Genomic DNA, 16,985 nt, shown 5'->3' with positions numbered 1-16,985 from the left:
GATGCGTGCTGTACTGCATCAATGTTGTGGCTTCATGCAGGTAGATTTGTCGATGTATGCGACGAAGGCATGACACAAACGATGATGCGCGAAGCCTAAGGACAGCGCAGTCGACTGTGTGCTTTCTTGGCAGTTAGTGCAAAAAAAGATCGATATCGATCGATATCAAGTCATTTGGCGCTTACCCACAGCACTGATTTGCGTCAGAATCCGTCTCACACCCTGGTGGGCCGATGCCTAGCCCCACCCTTCCCCAAGCCGGAAGCCGCGGATGCTTGCTGCCATCGATACGCAGAAAAACCGCGCTGCCCCCCTATCTGGGGCTAGACCGCGATCCGTGGCAAATTATAAACTGTACGGTGTAGTCTACTACCGTCTAACGAACCGGACGGCTCGATGCCGTGCGCCCACGCCATGGTTCACCCGACCATCGGCACTGGGCAACGTGTTGCGCCGCAGTAAGCTGTCCGATTTAAACATCGCCCCGCGAGGGGTGGCGCCCCAAGTTTACGTAATAAGAATGGAGTCCCCATGAAGTCCTCGTCACTGCGCACACCCCTGCTGTGCCTTGGCCTGCTCTCGCTGGCCGCATGCGGCGGCAAGAAGGAACAAGGTCCGCCCCAGATGCCCACCCCGGAGGTCGGCGTCGTCAAGGCCCAGCCCGTGAGCGCCCCGCTCAGCAAGGACCTGGTGGGACGCCTTTCCGCCTTCCGCAGCGCCGATGTACGCGCCCGTGTCTCCGGCGTGCTGCTCAAGCGCGTGTACGAGGAAGGCACGGACGTGAAGAAGGGCCAGGTGCTGTTCGAGATCGATCCTGCGGTCTATCAGGCCAATGTGGACTCCGCCCTGGCCAACCTCGCTTCGGCCCAGGCCACCTACGTCAACGCGCACAACGCCGCCGAACGCGCCCGTTCGTTGCGTCCGAAGGGCTATGTCTCGCAATCGGACCTGGATGCCGCCGAGGCCAGCGAGCGCAGCTCGGCTGCCGCGGTGAAGCAGTCCCAGGCCGCCGTACAAAGTGCGCGCATCAGCCTCGGCTTCACCCGCGTTACCGCGCCGATCGACGGCCGCGCCGGCCAGCAGCAGGTCACCGAAGGCGCCATCGTGGGTAACGGCAACGCCGACAGCGGCGTCAGCTCCACCCTGCTGACCACGGTCGACCAGCTTGATCCGCTGTACGTGAACTTCACCGTCGGCGCCGCCGACCTGGATCGCCTGCGTCGCGCCCAGACCGCCGGCAACGTCAGCCTCAGCGATCCGACCAAGACCACCGTGCAGGTCGTGTTGCCGGACGGCAGCAAGTACGACCAGCAAGGCTTGCTCGACTTCTCCGGCGCCACGGTCGACCCGACCACCGGCACGATCAATCTGCGTGCGCAGTTGGCCAACCCGGACAAGCGCCTGCTGCCGGGCACCTACGTCACCATCAAGGCGAACCTCGGCCAGCAGAACAACGTGTACCTGGTGCCGCAGCCGGCCGTGGCGCGCGATGTCGCCGGCGGCTACGTGCTGGTGGTGAACCAGGAGGGCAAGGTCGAGCGCAAGAACATCACCGCCAACGACTTGAGCAGCGGCAACTGGATCGTTACCGCAGGCCTCGCCGCCGGCGACCAGATCATCGTGTCGGGCCTGCAGTCCGTCCAGCCGGGTGCCCCCGCCAAGGCGGCGCCCTGGCAGCCGGGCAAGGACGCCGGCCCGCCCAACGGTACGCAGGGCGCCAAGCCTGCGGCCGGCAAGCAGTAACGGGAGTCGACCGATATGCCGAGTTTTTTCATTGACCGCCCGATTTTCGCGTGGGTGGTAGCGATCCTCATCACCATGGTCGGCTGTATCGCCATGCTGAACATGGGTATCGAGTCCTACCCCAACATCGCCCCGCCACAGGTGGTGGTGTCGGCGACCTTCCCTGGCGCCAACGCGGATACGGTGGAGAAGAACGTTACCCAGGTGATCGAGCAGCAGCTCACCGGTATCGATCACCTGCTCTACTTCAGCTCCTCCTCCAACTCCAACGGTTCGGGGACCATCACGCTCACCTTCGAGACGGGCACCAACCCCGACATCGCGCAGGTGCAGGTGCAGAACAAGGTCTCGCTGGCCCAGCCACGCTTGCCTACCGCCGTCACCCAGCAGGGTGTGGTGGTGGCCAAGAACAACCCCGACTTCCTGATGTTCGTGTCGTTGGTGTCCACCAACCCGGAGATCGACGGCAACCGCCTGGCCGACATCATTGCCTCGCAGGTCGCCGATCAGGTCGGTCGTATTCCGGGCGTAGGCAGCACCCGCGTGATCGGTGCCGAATACGCGGTGCGCATCTGGTTGAACCCTGACAAGCTGCAAGGCTATGGCCTGTCGGCCAGCACGGTCCTCAATGCCGTTTCCACCCAGAACGTGCAGTTCGCTGCCGGTTCGCTGGGTGCCGACCCGGCGCCGGATGACCAGGCATTCACTGCCACGGTGTCGGCTGAAGGACGTTTCTCGACGCCCGAGGAGTTCGGCAACATCATCCTGCGCGCCAACAGCGACGGCACGGTGGTGCGTCTAAGCGACGTGGCCCGCGTGTCCTTCGGTCCGCAGACCTACGGCCTGACCTCCACCTGGAACGGTCAGCCGGTGGGCGGCCTGGGTGTGCAGCTGCTGCCGGGCGCCAACGCGCTCGATGTGGCTACCGCCGTGCGCGCCAAGATGGACGAACTGGCGAAGGACTTCCCGCAGGGCGTCAGCTGGTTCGCACCGTACGACACCACCCCGTTCGTGACGGTGTCGATCAACGAAGTGGTGCACACCCTGATCGAGGCGATCATCCTCGTCTTCCTGGTGATGCTGATCTTCCTGCAGAACATCCGCGCCACGATCATCCCCACTCTGGTGATCCCGGTCGCGCTGATGGGTACCTTCATCGGTCTGATCGCACTGGGTTTCACGATCAACCAGCTCACCTTGTTCGGCATGGTGCTGGCGATCGGTATCGTGGTGGACGACGCGATCGTGGTGATCGAAAACGTCGAACGCATCATGACCGAGGAGCACCTCCCACCCAAGGAAGCCACCCGCAAGGCGATGGGCCAGATCACCGGCGCCGTGGTTGCGATCACGGTGGTGCTGGCGGCGGTGTTCGTGCCTTCGGCGTTGCAGGCCGGCGCCTCCGGCGTCATCTACAAGCAGTTCGCGCTGACCATTGCCGTGTCGATGGGCTTCTCGGCCTTCCTGGCCCTGTCGTTCACGCCGGCGCTATGCGCCACCATGCTCAAGGAAACGCACCACGAGAAGAAGAACGCGGTGTATCGCGGCTTCAACAAGGTGTTCGACTGGGTCACGCATACGTACAGCGGCCACATCGGCAGCGCCACGCGTCATGCACCACGCTGGATGGTCATATTCGCACTGGTCGCCGTGCTGGCCGGTTTCCTGTACACCAAGTTGCCGACCAGCTTCGTGCCGAGCGAGGACCAGGGCTTTGCGCTGGCCATCGTGAACCTTCCGCCGGGCGCCACCCTCAAGCGCAGCGAACAGGTGATGGCCGAGATGCGCGAGCGCATCAAGAACAGCCCGCTGAACGACGATATCGTCGGCATGTATCAGATCAGCGGCTTCAGCTTCGTCGGCCAGAGCGAAAGTGCGGGCATGGCCTTCATCAAGCTCAAGGACTGGAGTGAGCGCAAGATCACTGCGGACGAGCTGATCATGCAGGCCAACGGCGTGCTGCACGGCATTCGCGACGCGCAGATCTTCGTGGTCAACCTGCCCACTATCCGCGGCCTCAGCCAGTTCGGCGGCATCGACATGTACCTGCAGGCTCGCGCAGGCCAGACGCATGGCGAGCTGATGCAGGCCATGGGCATGGTGCTGGGCAAGTCCCAGGGCAACCCGGCACTGCTGGGCACGCGTCCGAACTCCCTGCCCGATGCACCGTTGTGGGACATCAAGGTGGACCGCGTGCAGGCCCAGTCGATGGGCTTGTCGGTCAGCGACGTGTATACGGCCATCCAGCTCACCCTGGCGCCGATCTACGTCAACGACTTCGTCTACGGCGGCCGCGTGAAGCGCGTCTACATCCAGGCCGACCAGGCCTACCGCATGGGTCCGGACGCACTGCAGCACGTGTTCACGCCCAGCTCGCTGGCCAACAACAACACCAGCTCGGCGGTCAATCCGTACAACATGATCCCGATCTCCAGCGTGGTGAAATCCGATTGGAGCACGGGCTCGCCGGCACTGACCCGCTACAACGGCTATGCCGCGGTGGAAATCGTCGCCAGCGAAGGCAAGGGATACTCCACCGGCCAGGCCATGGGCGCGCTGCAGAGCATCGTGGACAACGACCTGCCCAAGGGCTTCGGCTCCGACTGGACCGGCCAGTCCTACCAGGAAATCCTGGCAGGCAACTCGGCCACGCTGTTGCTGGTGCTGTCGATCGTCATCGTGTTCCTGTGCTTGGCGGCACTGTACGAAAGCTGGTCGATCCCGGTCGCCGTGTTGCTGGTGGTTCCGCTGGGCCTGCTGGGTACGGTGGTCTTCTCCATGCTGCGTGGCCTGCCGAACGATATGTACTTCAAGATCGGCATGATCACGGTGATCGGTCTGGCGGCGAAGAACGCGATTCTGATCGTGGAATTCGCGGTGGAACAGCAGCAACAGGGCAAGTCGCTGTTCGACGCGGTAGTGACGGCCTCTCGCTTGCGACTGCGCCCGATCTTGATGACCTCGATGGCGTTCATTCTGGGCGTGTTCCCGCTGGCGGTCTCCACCGGCGCGGGCGCGAACTCCCGCCATGCGATCGGTACGGGCGTGATCGGCGGCATGCTGTTCGCCACCTTCCTCGGCCTGCTGCTGATTCCGGTGTTCTATGTGAGCGTGCGTCGCTTGCTGGGCGATAAGCTCGACGAGCCGTCGGGCAAGCTGCCGCATCATGGTGGCGGAGATCATCAGCCGCCGGCTTCGTTTGATTCGGATCCGCATCGCGGGACTTGATGTGGGTTGATCGGTAGTGATCGATCGGAGAGAGGCGCACTTTGGTGCGCCTCTTTTTTTTGTTGATGCGCATTGCTTTTACACAACCTTATGTCGTCATTCCGGCGTAGGCTGGAACCCAGTGGCATCAGTGCTTGGTTCTTGCCTGTGTGTTCGGGCGACCTGGCCGCTTGCGCACCCCCTCCTACTTCGTCATTCCGGCGTAGGCCGGAAGCGCTTTTTCAACAGCGAAGCTGGTCATCCAGTGGCGTCAGTGCTCGGTTCTTGCCTGTGTGCTTTCGCGACCTGGCCGCTTACGCAGCGGGCGTTTCGAACGCCTGCCGGCGTCCGAGTCACTTTCTCTTTGCTGGCCCACGCACGCAGTGCGAACGGCGAAAGCCGGCCCGGAGGGCGAAGGACCTTTAGGTCCGGAGTAAAGAGAAAGTAACCCAAGAGAAATGGCCTGTGGATCAAGAGCTCTGAGCAGCATTGAGAGATAAAACCGTTCGTGCCGCCTACTCGAACCGACAGGGGACACTTCTGGCGCTTCTGAGGTACACCGGATCTGTGCGCGAGGCGTCGCGGTGCTGAGGACTTAAGATGTCCCCTCACCCTCGCTTACCCCTCTCGTCATTCCGGCGTAGGCCGGAGTGACGACTAGGGGAGAGGGGGCGAGGTTTAGGGTTGTGCTTTGCTCTTGGCAAGCGATGCGCAGCGAGCGGTCAGCTCTTCGGGCCCCCTCGGGAGCCGAGTGAGGTTTGGACGATCAGGCCCCGAAGGGGGCATCGACAGGACGTCGATGCCTTTAGGACGGGACACGGATGTCCCGTCCTAAAGCCCGGCCAAACCTCACGGTCGCGCAGCGACGGCGGACGCGGGGTGTCCTTTCTTTGGTTATCTTTCTTTACTCCGGGCCTTACGGCCCTCCGCCCTTCGGGCCGGCTAACGCCGTTCGCACTGCGTGCGTGGACAAGCAAAGAAAGTAACTCGCTCGCCGGCAGGCGGGCGAAACACGCCGCAGGCGACTTTCTAGCGGAAACGCTAAGCCAGAGCGACTAACGCTCAAGCGACAACCTACCACCGAAGCCACTGGATCCCCACCTACGCGGGGATGACGAGATTGTGGCTCTTACGGAAATCGTGCGGGCGTGCGACGCAAAGGAGATATCAAAAACAACAACTACCCAAACGCCCGATCTCGAACCAACTCACAAACCACCCGCACATCCGAATCCATCGCCCGATCCCGCGCCATGAATCCGATCTGCTGGCGCAATACCGCATGCGCATCGCGCACCGCCTCGCCAGCATGGAAGTCGCCGACGTCGGCCAAGGCCGCCATCAACTGCTTCACCTCTTCGACAAACTGCGCGTAATGCGGACTGTCCTCACGCGGCGCATTGGCGATCTTGCCTGCAATGGCCTTCCAGTCGCCGCGAGCGGCAACCCGGCGTGCCGCATTGAGCATCGCCTGACGGAAATCCAATGCCTGCGCCGCGGTGTACAGCTCCAACGCCAGCACATGGCCCAGGTCGTCGATCATCTCCAGCACATGGCGCGCCTCGTTGGCGCCCATGGAAACATGGTCTTCCGCATTCGCGCTGGTCGGCACGGAGTAGACGCTGGCCGGGTGCGCACGCGTGGCCAGGTCATTGACCAGGGCCGCTGCGGTGTACTGCACGATCATGAAACCCGAATCGGTGCCGTCTTCATTGCCGGTGAGGAAAGCCGGCAGACCATCGTTGGTGGCCGGATCGACCAGCTTGTTCAGACGGCGCTCGGAGATCGAGGCCAGCACGGGAATAGCGGCCTTGACGTAGCTCATCGCCAACGCCAACGGCATGCCATGGAAGTGACCGGCGGAAATCACCTGCTCTTCGATGAACTGCGGATTTTCCGCATCGGGGAAGATCAGCGGATTGTCCGTAACCGAATTCAGTTCGATATCGATCACGCGGCAAGCCTGTGCCCATGCATCGCGTACCGCACCGTGAACCTGCGGCATGCAGCGCAGGCAATACGCGTCCTGCGGCTGGTGCTTCTTGCCGCCCTTGAATGGCAGGAAACGGGCGTAGAACGCCTCGCGCCCATGACGCTGATTGGCCGGGACCCAGTCCCAACCGATATCGAAACTCAGCGCCTGGTCTTCGGGCGTACTCCATGCCTCGGCCGTCCACGACTTGAAGCGCGGTACGAGGTGATACGGAATATCGACCAGGGTGGAACCAGCAAGCAGCTCGCGCACGTGCGCGGCCGTGTCGACCTGACCCGGATGCGGCCGCAACGCATGCACTTCCGGACGCAAGGCACCGCTGCGGCCGGCAAAGGCATCCAGCGTTGTCGCGGCAGCGAGATCGGCGAGGTCGAGCAAATATTCCAACGAATGCAGACTCAACGCCGCCGTAGCAAGCATCTGCGCCGTGCCGTTGTTGAGCGCCAGGCCTTCCTTGAACGACAGGCGGATCGGTTCGAGGCCCGCGAGCTTCAGCGCTTCGGCACCGGACATGCGCTTGCCCTGGTAGAAGGCCTCGCCACCGCCGAGCAGCACGATCGCCAGATGCGAGAGCGGCGCAAGATCGCCACTGGCACCGACCGAACCCTTCTCCGGCACTACCGGCACCACGCCGCTGTTGAGCAATGCGGTCAGCGCTTCGAGTGTCTGCACGCGAATACCCGAATGCCCGCGCATCAAAGTATTGATGCGGATCACCAGCATGGCGCGCACGACATCGGCGGCAAACGGCTTACCGACGCAGACCGCATGGGTAATGATCAGGTTGTGCTGCAGCTCTTCGAGCAGCGTGCCTTCGGGTTTGTCGGGATGCCCACCCGGCAGTTCGTCGCGCAGGCGATGCGCACCGAGCAACTTGTCGGCGTTGCTGCCAAAACCCGTGGTAACGCCGTACGTCGGCTCGCCGCAGCTCACCTTGTCGGCGAGAAAATCCGCCGCGCGCTGCACGCGCACCAGCTGAGACTGATCCAGCGCCACGCTCACGCCGTGGCGTGCGACCGCCACCAGCTGTTCACGCGTCAGGCTATTGCCATCGAGAAGAACCGTTTTTGCCGTCATGCCTGCACCGCTACAAATATTCTGGGAGACCCGTACCGGCCTGTAGCGTGAGCAGCTTCCCGCTCACGCCGCCAAGTCGGCTCAGGATTGAATGGCTGCTTGCGCCAGTTCGACACGCAGCGTCTTGATCAGTTCGCCACGCGCCACCTGGAACTGGTCTTCGCGACGCAGGTCCTTCACCGTGACCACGTTATTGGCGATTTCGTCCTCGCCCAGCACGATCACAAAGCGGATACCGGCACGGTCGGCGTATTTGAACTGCTTGCCGAGCTTGCCGCCATCGAGCACGACCTCAGTGGCGATACCCGCACCGCGTAGCTCGCTCGCCAACGCCAGATACGCCGGCATCTGCGCGGCGTCCATCTGCGTCACCAGCACGTCGACCGTGCTTTGTGCGGTATTGATCAGACCGGCATCGCGCAGCTGCCAATAAAGACGGGTCAGGCCAATGGAAATGCCAACGCCTGGCAGATGCGACTTGGTGTACTGGCCGGCGAGGTTCTCGTAACGCCCGCCCGAGCAGATCGAGCCGATCTGCGGGTGGTCGTTGAGCGTGGTCTCGTAGACTGTGCCCGTGTAATAGTCCAGGCCGCGTGCGATCGACAGGTTCAGCACGAAATGCGACTCGGGCACGCCAAAATCGCGGATCAGGCCGAGCACTTCCTTCAATTCGGTACGCCCCTGCTCCATCGCCTCCGGGCCTGCGCCCAGCGCATCGAGCTTGTCGAACGCGTCCTGCAACGAGGTCGAGCGCACCTGGACGAAATCGAGGATCTTGTTGGCGACATCCGCGCTCAGACCGAACTGCTCGCCGACCAGCGTCTCGCGCACATAGTCGGCGCCGCGCTTGTCGAGCTTGTCCACTTCGCGCAGCACCAGCGTCTGCTGCTCGCCATCGGCCACGCCGAGGCTTTCGAAGAAGCCGCGCATCAGCTTGCGGTTATTGAGCTGGATCGTGAACGGACCGATATTGAGTTCGCGGAACACGCTATAAATGACCGCCGGAATTTCCGCGTCATAGCGCACCGACAAGCTGTCCTTGCCGATCACATCGATATCGCACTGATAGAACTCGCGGAAACGACCGCGCTGCGCGCGCTCGCCGCGATACACGCGCTGCATCTGGTAACGGCGGAACGGGAACGACAGGTCGTGCTCGTGTTCGGCAACATAGCGCGCCAACGGCACTGTCAGGTCGAAGCGCAGTGCCAGTTCCGGCTTGCCTTCCTCGGCCTTCTCCGACGCGTTCAAGGCACCGGTGGACTGCACGAAATAGACCTGGCGCTCGGTTTCGCCGCCGGTCTTGGTCAGCAGCACATCGGAAAACTCGATCACCGGCGTTTCCACCGGCAAGAACCCAAAGCGCTCATAGTTGCGGCGAATCGTGTCCAGCATGCGCTGAAAAGCAATCTGATCGAGCGGCAACAGCTCGAGTACGCCAGGCATGGTACGGGCCGGGGTAAGCGCCATGGAATCCTCTTTTTCACGTGTTAAAGCGCGCCACAAAGGGGTTTGGCGCAGCCGCTTAGGTTACCAGAAGACCGTCCCTAAGCCCGCGCGACCGGGTCCGGAAAAAAGACCCGGCTCAACCAGTTGCCAAGGCCCCAAAGCGCCATTAAGATATGCGGCTCCCGCGGGGTGTAGCTCAGCCTGGTAGAGCGCTACGTTCGGGACGTAGAAGTCGCATGTTCGAATCATGTCTCCCCGACCAAATAAGAAAAGGCCCTGGAATCGACTGGTTCCAGGGCCTTTTTCTTTGAGCTTCTCGACTGCGCACCCAAGATCCGAAGCCAGCGCTTGCGCCCGCAGCACGACGTCGATCCGCGCCTGGCCACCGGATCACTTTCATCCGTTCGAATAGCTGGATGTTCCGCCGCGCCTTTTCTTTATCGCCGGAAGGAAAACGCATTGAGGGACACGAGTCGTCTTATCAACGCGCCTCCGTAGGGATAGCTGGGAAAGTCCATGGGGACGATGCCATAGCGGCCAAGCGGCATGCGCGCGAGGTAATCGAACAGCAACTGGTTCGTGCCTTGAAAGCTGTCGCCCGATTCGATGCCGGTCGCCAGCGTGCGCGGCCACACGCCGCCGGTCCCGCTGGTAAAATTGATGAACAGATCGCCAAGCCGGTTGTACCTGACCACCTTCTCCTCGAAGAACGGCTTGACGTGATGATCGAACTTGTACGACTTGAACCCCACCGTATAGGACTCGTACTTGTCCTGCACCGTGTAGATCGGTCCTCCCGGCGCCGTCCGCTGAAACGTCTGGTTGTCGGGCCACTGGGTCAGGTCGATACCGAATGGGCCAGTTCCCGCCTTCTTGAAGCGACGCACCAGGACGATGCGCCCCCGTGCCTGATCCAGGGTCGGTACATCCTCGCTTAACGAAAACAGGCCGGACTTGCTCGCAACGTATTGGCGCATCCGCGCCTCGAACTGATCGTCGCGGTGGTAGGTCTTTGCCTCGTTCTTTACCTGCATCACGATGCATTCCGAAGCGTGCCTCTCCAGGAACTGACTGCATGCATCGAGAACGAGCTGGAAGTTGCGCTCCAGAAACACGTTGCCGCGGAACAACCACAGATCGTCGTGGCTATTCGATTCTCCGCTCCCCTTCTTGTCGGCGTACTTGAGACGGATATCGATAAAACGAATTCCTTCCTCGAACTGCTGCGTCAGCGGCAGGTCCTGGCAGCGGGTGTAGCCGTAGTCGGGGTAAAGATAGGTGGCCGTGTCGTGGGTTCCGGGAATCGTCAAGGCGGCCAGGCTCTTGCTGCCATCGATGTAATGCATCCACCGCTTTTGATCGAAAGCAAACACATCACCCATATCCACGTGCTCACGAACGTAGAGGGGGCCGGGGCTCTGCTCATCGGTCGTGTAGAAGTGCGAACCGTTGAGAGCAGTCGCATACCAGCGCTGCAACTTGACGGGCCGCACGGTGCCACGAGGAGCCACTTCCAGCACGTGGCAGGCGATATAGTGCGGATCGTCCTTGCGAAAGCCGGCGGCGACCGCCCTTTCGCCGCTGGGGTCGGTCGTATAGAAATGCATCAATGGGTTTCCCTTGACCCATCGATAGAGCGGCTTCGTCATGCCGGGTTGCGGCTGATCAAAAACAAAGCACGCAATGCACTCGAACCGATAGCCCGCCGCCGGCGCGCCCTCCCCGTTCGGGTTCAACGTGTAAAAGTAATCGTGCGTCTGGGGATGCAGGTAGCGAAAAAAGGGTTTCAGCGCAAGGTCGACAACCGGATCCATAGTCACCTCCTGGTTCATTTCAGGGCACAGCAATTCGCCAGCACTTCTCCGTGCCCCCTCGGAGATTCGCCGGGGTGGCGCTTCGAGATATTTCCTGGTCGCATTTACCAAGGCCGCGAGCCAAGGCGCACTCTCAGGTAATCAGCGCCAATTGCGCAAGCGCAGCCATTTCCCCTTCATCAAACCCCGCCTCCAGTCGCGCAGCCACATTGAACGGCCCGCGAAGATTGCGCCCCATGTAGTCGCGCAACAAGTCCAGGAATGTCTCCCGCGGGTCGACTCCATCGCGTTCGCAGCAATGCCGGTACCAGCGACTACCCGCTGCGACATGCGCCACCTCTTCACGCAGAATCACTTCGAGTATCGCAATCGTGCGCTCGTCGCCCACGCCACGTAGCCGCTCGATCATGCCCGGCGTCACATCCAGGCCGCGTGCTTCGAGCACGCGCGGGACCAGCGCCATGCGCGCCGTATCGTCATGCGCGGTTTTCTCGGCCATTTCCCACAAGCCGTTATGCGCGTCGAAATCGCCGTAGCTGTGCCCCATCTCGGCAAGGCGCTCGCTGAGCATCGCAAAGTGTCGCGCCTCGTCGTTGGCACAGCTGGCCCAGTCGACGTAGTACGCATCGGGTTTGTCACGGAAGCGATAGACCGCGTCCCAGGCCAGGTTGATCGCGTTGAATTCGATATGCGCGACGGCATGGACCAATGCGGCGCGCCCTTCTTCGCTGCCCAGGCCGCGATGCGGCACCTGGCGCTGCGGGACCAGCAGTGGGCGCGCCGGACGACCAGGCGGACCAATCGGCTCGGGCGGCGGCGAATGAGGATCGGCGCGCAACGCGCCAGCCTGCAACGCGGCCCAGGTTTCGTGGGTCAGTCGCAGTTTTTCGGTTGGATCCGTTGCATCGAGGCAGCGCTTCGCCGCCGTGTGCAGGTCGTTGGTCGATGAGATCAAGAGCCCCCCTCATCTGAAGCCTTCTCCCCCGGCAGAACCAGAGGAGAAGGAGCAGAGCTTATGCCGTGCGGCGGGCGGCCTTGGCGTCGTCCGAGCGCAGCATTTCGATCTGCTGCAGGTAGCTGCGGTCCAGACCGGTGACGTACTCGCCGGAGAAGCAGGACGTGTCGAAGTGCTTGATCTTCTCGTTGCCGTCCTGCACGGCCCAGACCAGATCGGCCAGATCCTGGTAGATCAGCCAGTCGGCGCCGAGCATCTTTTCCACTTCTTTCTCGCTGTGGCCGGAGGCCACCAGCTCCGATGCGGCCGGCATGTCGATGCCGTACACGTTCGGGTAGCGTACCGGCGGCGCGGCAGAGGCGAAGTAGACGTTCTTCGCGCCCGCATCGCGTGCCATCTGGATGATCTGGCGCGATGTGGTGCCGCGCACGATCGAGTCGTCCACCAGCAACACGTTCTTCTTGCGGAACTCCAGCTCGACCGGGTTGAGCTTGCGGCGCACGGATTTCACGCGCTCGCCCTGCCCCGGCATGATGAAGGTACGGCCGATGTAGCGGTTCTTGACGAAGCCCTCGCGGAACGGCACACCCAATGTTTCGGCCAGGGCGCTGGCAGCAGTGCGGGCGGTGTCGGGAATCGGGATCACCGCCTCGATACCATGATCGGGGCGCTCGCGCAGGATCTTCTCGGCCAGCTTCTGGCCCATGCGCAGGCGCGCCTTGTACACCGACACGTTTTCGATCATCGAATCGGGACGGGCCAGGTAGACGTACTCGAAAATGCACGGCGCATGCGTCGCACCGTCGGCACACATACGCGTGAACAGCTGGCCGTCTTCGGTAATGAACACCGCTTCGCCCGGCGCCACGTCGCGCAGGCGCTTGAAGCCGAGGATATCGAGCGCCACCGACTCGGAGGTGACCGCGTATTCGCGACCTTCCGCCGTGACGCGCTCGCCCAGCACCAGCGGACGAATGCCGTTCGGGTCGCGGAACGCCAGCAGGCCATAACCCAGCACCAGCGCGATGCATGCATAACCGCCGCGTGCGCGTGCATGCACGCCGGCGACAGCCTTGAACATGTGATCGGGCGTCAATGCCATGCGGTCCTGGATCTGCAGCTCGTGCGCGAGCACGTTGAGCAGCACTTCCGAATCCGAATCGGTGTTGATGTGGCGGCGATCGTCTTCGAACATCTCGCGGCGCAGGGCCTCGGTATTGACCAGGTTGCCGTTGTGCGCGAACGCGATGCCATAAGGCGAATTGACGTAGAACGGCTGCGCTTCGGAAGAGCCTTCCGAACCGGCCGTGGGATAACGGCAGTGACCAATGCCGATGCGGCCGCGCAGCGGCATCATCGTGGTCTGGCTGAATACGTCACGCACCAGGCCATTGCCCTTGTGCAAACGCAGTCGCGCACCGTCCACGGTGGCGATGCCGGCGGCGTCCTGGCCACGGTGCTGTAGCACCGTCAATCCGTCATAGAGCGACGATGCCACCTCGGTGGTACCGACTATGCCGATGATTCCGCACATGGTTGTTGCCTACTATTGAACTTGAAGAGGGTCGGGTCGATTGCTCGCGCCGTCCGAATTTGGCGTCGCGGGAACGGGTTGTGCCGAATTTTGTTGCTGCGAATACGGCTGGGCCTGGGGTTGGAACGTCTGGGCGCCAAACGGCGAACCCTGTTTCAGCTTTTCCATCCAGTCGTTAGGCAATTGGTTGGGCATCTGCTTAGGCAGCTGAAAGTCCTTGGGCAGCTGAAAATTCTTCATGTCGATCTGCGGCACCTGCACCTTGTCCAGCAGTTCACCCGACTGCGCTACATAGTGATTGACGTTCGCCGGCACCCGAGCGCCCAGCCAACCTGCCAACCCCTGGAACTGCGGCACCAGACTGGACTGTCGCCACCAGGATTCATGGACCAGTGCCGTCAAACTGAACAGGAACACCATAAATGCCACGATCAGCGCACCACGGGCAAAACCGAAACCCATGCCCAGCATGCGATCCATGCCCGAAAGCCCGGTGCGCCACATGATCCGGCTGATGATGGCGCGAATGATAGCGCCAATGATCAGCACGCTCATCAGCACGCCAACGTAGCCAATAAACAGTCGCGCCGTCGGCATCGACAAATACCGGCCAAGCCAGCCTGCCACGGACGGACCAAACGCCCAGGACGCCCAGAATGCGGTCGCCCAGATCGCCAGCCCCAACATCTCTGAAATGAGGCCGCGAAACAGTCCTATCAAGACTGAAATGCCCAGAATGCTCAGAATGATCCAGTCGACCCAGTTCATCCGTCGCTACTCCCTATCCCTGGCGACCCGGCGTTCAGGGCGCGCTGACCACGTTGCCGCTGATGCCGAGCTTGGTTTTGATCTGATCGCGAATGCGTACGGCATCGTCGCGTTGCGTCTGCGGGCCGGCGCGTACGCGCCATAGCTGCTTGCCGCCCGCGTTAACCGTGTCCACATAGCCGTCAAAACCATTGGCGCGCAGTTTATCGCGCAACGCATTGGCATCGCCCTGACTCCCCATGGCAGCCACTTGCACCGCCCAGCCGCCGGCTCGCGGCGCAGCGGCCTTGGCCGGTGCGGCAGCGGCGGGAGCTGGAGCAGCCTCATCCTGGGACGGCGTACTGGCACCTGCTTCCAGGCGCGCCGGCGCCCCCGGAATGGCCTGCGTGATCTTCAGACGCGCCGCTTCGGCCGCGGCGCGCGATTCGAACGGACCGGCGGTGACCAGGGTCAGCGACTTGCCCGCCTGGTTGATCGGCTTGCTCGTCACCGGATAACCCAGGCCACGCACGCGCTGCATCAGGCTCTGCGCGCTGGCGCTGGAGCCATAGGCGCTGAGGTTGAGCATGAAATGACCATGTGCCGCGGTCGCCGGCGCCTCCTGCTGCGTCGCCGCCGGGATCACCGGCGCCTGCGCGGCCGGCTTTGGTGCGGCTACGGCCGGCGTACCGGGCTTCTGAATCTTGACCGTCGGCTCGTTGGCCGGCTTGGTCTGCGCCGGAATCACCGGCTGCGCGGGACCGGGACGGGTCACCGTGGTGGGCTCGGGCTTCTGCCCGGCCTGCGGGTCGGTTTCCACATCGCGCGGGCGGTTGGAACCGATATTCACGGTAGCCAACTGGTCGGAGCTTGCCGGCACGGCCGTACCGGACACCGCCGGCTTGGGCGCTGCCGCTGCGCTGCTGCCGGGCGCCACGCCAGGCGTCAGGCTCATGGTCTTGGTCTGCATGTCGCGATCGGGCGCAGGCGGGATAGCCAGGTCCACCGCTTTGTCGCCGCCGGTCGCCGGCGGGTTGCTGGAGAAAAACATCGGAACAAATATCACCGCCACGGCGAACAGGACGGCGGCTCCCAGCAGGCGTGTTTTCAAGTCGGACTCCAATGCAACCGGCACACAACGGGCGCGATTATAGCCGGATGCACGCCGGCCCCGCCCGTGGCCCGTTACGCGGATTCAGCCAGCACTGCACTAGCCACGAAAAACGAGCCGAAAGCGAGCAGCCGATCGCCCGGCTGCGCGACCGAACGCGCCGCAGCCAGTGCCTCACCAACACTCTCGTGTCGGTCGACCTTTGCGTCGGGCAGGACGGCACGAACACGCTCGGCCACCGCGTCGGCCGAGAGACCGCGCGGCGTGTCCCGATCCAGCCCGGCCACATGCCAATGCGCGATGCGCTCGCCCAGTGCGGCGATGACGCCGTCGACATCCTTGTCCGCCAATGCACCATAGACCGCATGCACGCGACCGCCGGGGCTACGGTCCAGCCACTGCGCCAGTGCGCGCGCGGCCTGCGGGTTGTGGCCCACGTCGACGATCAGCTCCGGATCGCCACCCAGCGATTGCAGCCGCGCGGCGATCTGTACCTGGCGAAGGCCCTTGGCCGCGATATCGGCAAAAACGTCCCGCTGCTGCCACGGCTCGTTGCCCGGCAGCATGTGCAGGGCAGCGATGGAAGCCGCGGCATTGGCGTATTGCACAGGCGCGGCCAGGGCGGGATCGGGCAGGTTCAGCACCGTGCCACCGCTGTGGATCCAGCGCCAACCGTCTGCATCGCGCTGTGCACGAAAATCGATACCCGCACGCTGCACCTTCGCACCCAGCGCGTGCAGCGTATCGAGCAAGCCTGCGGGCGGCGCATCCTCACCGACGATGGCCGGGCGCCCTGCCCGCGCAATACCGGCCTTCTCCCGGCCGATGCTGTCGCGGTCGTTGCCCAGCCAGTCCATATGATCGAGATCGACCGTGGTAATCACCGCAACATCGGCGTCGACGATATTGATGGCGTCCAGACGACCGCCCAGGCCCACTTCCAGTACGGCGACATCCAGCTCGGCACGGGCAAAGATATCCAATGCGGCCAGCGTGCCAAACTCGAAATAGGTCAGCGGCAGTTCGCCACGCGCCTGCTCGATCCGCTCGAAGCTCGCCACCAGCAGCTCATCGCTGGCATCCGCGCCGTCGACACGGATGCGCTCGTTGTAATGCAGCAGGTGCGGCGAGGTATAGCAGCCAACCTGCAAGCCAGCCGCTCGCAGCATGGCCTCCAGGAAAGCCACCGTGGAACCTTTGCCGTTGGTCCCGCCCACGGTAACGACATGACGCGCCACGCGCGGCGCGCCCATGCGCCGCCATACTTCGCTGACACGATCCAGACCCAGCTCGATGCTGCGTACGTTGACGCGTTCCTGATACTCCAGCCATTGGGCGAGCGTGCGTGACATGTA

Annotated in this window: 10 protein-coding genes and 1 tRNA gene; 3 read left to right on the top strand and 8 right to left on the bottom strand. The window is 62.9% G+C overall.

Annotated elements, in window-relative coordinates; all coding sequences use genetic code 11:
- Positions 1 to 531 precede the first annotated feature (531 nt).
- The gene (locus ACZ6WW_RS04495) at positions 532 to 1,743 is read left to right on the top strand and encodes an efflux RND transporter periplasmic adaptor subunit (RefSeq protein WP_465273157.1); all 1,212 of its coding nucleotides are present in this window, start codon (positions 532 to 534) and stop codon (positions 1,741 to 1,743) included.
- A 15-nt stretch (positions 1,744 to 1,758) separates the two neighbouring features.
- A complete protein-coding gene (locus tag ACZ6WW_RS04490; RefSeq protein WP_281848231.1) occupies positions 1,759 to 4,971 on the top strand; it encodes an efflux RND transporter permease subunit in 3,213 nt (1,070 codons plus the stop codon).
- Positions 4,972 to 6,130: 1,159 nt separating this feature from the next.
- Here the strand turns inward: ACZ6WW_RS04490 and ACZ6WW_RS04485 are convergent.
- The gene (locus ACZ6WW_RS04485; RefSeq protein ID WP_465273156.1) at positions 6,131 to 8,020 is read right to left on the bottom strand and encodes an HAL/PAL/TAL family ammonia-lyase; all 1,890 of its coding nucleotides are present in this window, start codon (positions 8,018 to 8,020) and stop codon (positions 6,131 to 6,133) included.
- An 81-nt stretch (positions 8,021 to 8,101) separates the two neighbouring features.
- Positions 8,102 to 9,490 (bottom strand): histidine--tRNA ligase, encoded by a 1,389-nt coding sequence (gene hisS, locus ACZ6WW_RS04480; RefSeq protein ID WP_465273155.1) that lies wholly within the window; start codon positions 9,488 to 9,490, stop codon positions 8,102 to 8,104.
- Positions 9,491 to 9,654: 164 nt separating this feature from the next.
- Here hisS and ACZ6WW_RS04475 point away from each other — a divergent pair.
- Positions 9,655 to 9,731 (top strand) — tRNA-Pro (locus ACZ6WW_RS04475).
- A gap of 175 nt (positions 9,732 to 9,906) precedes the next feature.
- Here ACZ6WW_RS04475 and ACZ6WW_RS04470 read toward each other — a convergent pair.
- The 6 genes from ACZ6WW_RS04470 to folC form a co-directional block, all read right to left on the bottom strand.
- Positions 9,907 to 11,283, bottom strand: a complete 1,377-nt coding sequence (locus tag ACZ6WW_RS04470) for a phosphatidylinositol-specific phospholipase C (protein ID WP_465273154.1) — start codon at positions 11,281 to 11,283, stop codon at positions 9,907 to 9,909.
- A 133-nt stretch (positions 11,284 to 11,416) separates the two neighbouring features.
- Complete coding sequence (locus ACZ6WW_RS04465) at positions 11,417 to 12,238, bottom strand: ferritin-like domain-containing protein (protein ID WP_465273153.1); 822 nt, start codon at positions 12,236 to 12,238, stop codon at positions 11,417 to 11,419.
- A 58-nt stretch (positions 12,239 to 12,296) separates the two neighbouring features.
- A complete protein-coding gene (gene purF / locus ACZ6WW_RS04460) occupies positions 12,297 to 13,772 on the bottom strand; it encodes an amidophosphoribosyltransferase (RefSeq protein ID WP_281848226.1) in 1,476 nt (491 codons plus the stop codon).
- A 12-nt stretch (positions 13,773 to 13,784) separates the two neighbouring features.
- Positions 13,785 to 14,540 carry a CvpA family protein gene (locus tag ACZ6WW_RS04455; protein WP_465273152.1) on the bottom strand — a complete coding sequence of 252 codons (756 nt, stop codon included), beginning with the start codon at positions 14,538 to 14,540 and terminating at the stop codon, positions 13,785 to 13,787.
- Between the two features lie 34 nt (positions 14,541 to 14,574).
- Positions 14,575 to 15,630, bottom strand: a complete 1,056-nt coding sequence (locus ACZ6WW_RS04450; protein WP_465273151.1) for an SPOR domain-containing protein — start codon at positions 15,628 to 15,630, stop codon at positions 14,575 to 14,577.
- Between the two features lie 74 nt (positions 15,631 to 15,704).
- Positions 15,705 to 16,982 (bottom strand): bifunctional tetrahydrofolate synthase/dihydrofolate synthase, encoded by a 1,278-nt coding sequence (folC, locus tag ACZ6WW_RS04445; RefSeq protein ID WP_465273150.1) that lies wholly within the window; start codon positions 16,980 to 16,982, stop codon positions 15,705 to 15,707.
- Positions 16,983 to 16,985 lie beyond the last annotated feature (3 nt).

The sequence above is a fragment of the Dyella sp. NPDC103356 genome (assembly GCF_055584465.1).
Note: the sequence above shows the minus strand (reverse complement) of the source record. Positions and strands in the feature narration are given on the sequence as shown.

Bases quoted from the DNA above. Each gene is read 5' to 3' on its own strand.
- ACZ6WW_RS04485 (WP_465273156.1), bottom strand. From the start codon at position 8,020: ATGACGGCAAAAACGGTTCTTCTCGATGGCAATAGCCTGACGCGTGAA.
- ACZ6WW_RS04490 (WP_281848231.1), top strand. From the start codon at position 1,759: ATGCCGAGTTTTTTCATTGACCGCCCGATTTTCGCGTGGGTGGTAGCG.
- purF (WP_281848226.1), bottom strand. From the start codon at position 13,772: ATGTGCGGAATCATCGGCATAGTCGGTACCACCGAGGTGGCATCGTCG.
- hisS (WP_465273155.1), bottom strand. From the start codon at position 9,490: ATGGCGCTTACCCCGGCCCGTACCATGCCTGGCGTACTCGAGCTGTTG.
- ACZ6WW_RS04495 (WP_465273157.1), top strand. From the start codon at position 532: ATGAAGTCCTCGTCACTGCGCACACCCCTGCTGTGCCTTGGCCTGCTC.
- ACZ6WW_RS04470 (WP_465273154.1), bottom strand. From the start codon at position 11,283: ATGGATCCGGTTGTCGACCTTGCGCTGAAACCCTTTTTTCGCTACCTG.
- folC (WP_465273150.1), bottom strand. From the start codon at position 16,982: ATGTCACGCACGCTCGCCCAATGGCTGGAGTATCAGGAACGCGTCAAC.
- ACZ6WW_RS04455 (WP_465273152.1), bottom strand. From the start codon at position 14,540: ATGAACTGGGTCGACTGGATCATTCTGAGCATTCTGGGCATTTCAGTC.